Below are 1542 nucleotides of genomic sequence, written 5' to 3' on the forward strand. Positions count from 1 at the left end.
CCATGAAAATTTTAACTACTGTGAGCTTTTGCTTTTGAAAAGACACGAGCGAAGCGAGTGCCATTTTTTGCTCTTGCTTTTGGGGTTTGGGGCTTGCCCCAACAAGGCACAGAGTAGGAATTTTGAACGGTAGTGAAAAAGTACCCTCTGTGTATCCTTGCTCTATGTTTTTTAAACCTTTGAATTTTTCCCTGTAATTTGAAGAAATTGCCCCTCGACTAAGCTTGCTTAGTCAAAAAAGTTTGAGCAAAGCGAAAACATAGGGCAATTTTCATAATAAAAATGGGCTTTTAAAGTTTTTAAATGCTTTTAAATGCTTTTAGACATGCTGAAATGCCTACACAGCAAGGCATACAGAGGACATACTCCTAGGTTTACCTACCAATACTCCTAGGTTTACCTACCAATACTCCTAGGTTTACCTACCAATACTCCTAGGTTTACCTTGCATAATCCTAAAAGATATAATACAAAGGAATTACTAGGTTTAATATTAATAAGTAAAATGAGCGATTTAATAGTAAAAGATAATGCCTTAATGAACGCTAGTTATAACCTAGACTTAGTTGAGCAGCGTTTAATTCTCTTGGCTATCCTTGAGGCTAGAGAATCAGGCAAAGGAATCAATGCCAATGATCCTCTAACCGTTCATGCTGAAAGCTATATCAATCAATTTGGTGTAGCTAGACAGACTGCATATCAAGCATTAAAAGATGCTTGTAAGGACTTATTTGCACGCCAATTTAGTTACCAAGAAAAACGTGAGCGTGGGCGAGCTAATATTACAAGTCGTTGGGTATCGCAAATTGCTTACATTGATGAAACGGCAACAGTTGAGGTTATTTTTGCCCCTGCCGTTGTTCCACTGATTACACGATTAGAGGAACAATTCACCCAATACGATATTGAACAAATTAGCGGTTTATCGAGTGCCTATGCCGTCCGTCTATATGAATTATTGATTTGTTGGCGTAGTACAGGGAAAACACCTGTTATTGAACTAGCAGAGTTTAGAAAGCGTTTAGGTGTTTTAAATGATGAATATACTAGATCGGATAATTTCAAAAAATGGATTATTGAAAACCCTATTAAACAAATAAACGAGCATACCGACATCACAGCAAGCTACGAACAGCACAAAAAAGGGCGGACAATCACAGGGTTTTCATTCAAGTTTAAGCAGAAGAAAAAAACAGAACCTGAAACGCCAAAAAACAGCGATTCTAGCCAACGTATCGAAAAGCCTAGTCAAATCCCTGCCAACATCGTAAAACAACCTGAAAACGCAAATTTGAGCGATTTACAGCATCGAGCAAGCAAGATTACAGGGTTAATCATGTCTAACCGTCTATCAGATCGGTTTAAACAAGGTGATGAATCAATCATGCAGATGATGGCACGTATTCAAAGTGAGATTACAACCGATTCAATAGCCGACCAATGGCAATCAAAATTAGAAGAATTTGGCGTAGTTTTTTAGTCTGTCACGTAGCAATCACGTAGAAAATTATGCTTGAAAGGCTTGCTGTTATTACATTTCAA

The 1542-nt window shown here is 37.7% G+C and carries 1 protein-coding gene; it reads left to right on the forward strand.

Annotated elements, in window-relative coordinates; all coding sequences use genetic code 11:
- Positions 1-505: 505 nt before the first annotated feature.
- Positions 506-1480, forward strand: a complete 975-nt coding sequence (repM, locus tag D7V20_RS19075) for a replication initiation protein RepM (RefSeq protein ID WP_120385393.1) — start codon at positions 506-508, stop codon at positions 1478-1480.
- Positions 1481-1542 lie beyond the last annotated feature (62 nt).

It is taken from the genome of Acinetobacter rongchengensis, assembly GCF_003611475.1.
GTDB lineage: Bacteria > Pseudomonadota > Gammaproteobacteria > Pseudomonadales > Moraxellaceae > Acinetobacter > Acinetobacter rongchengensis.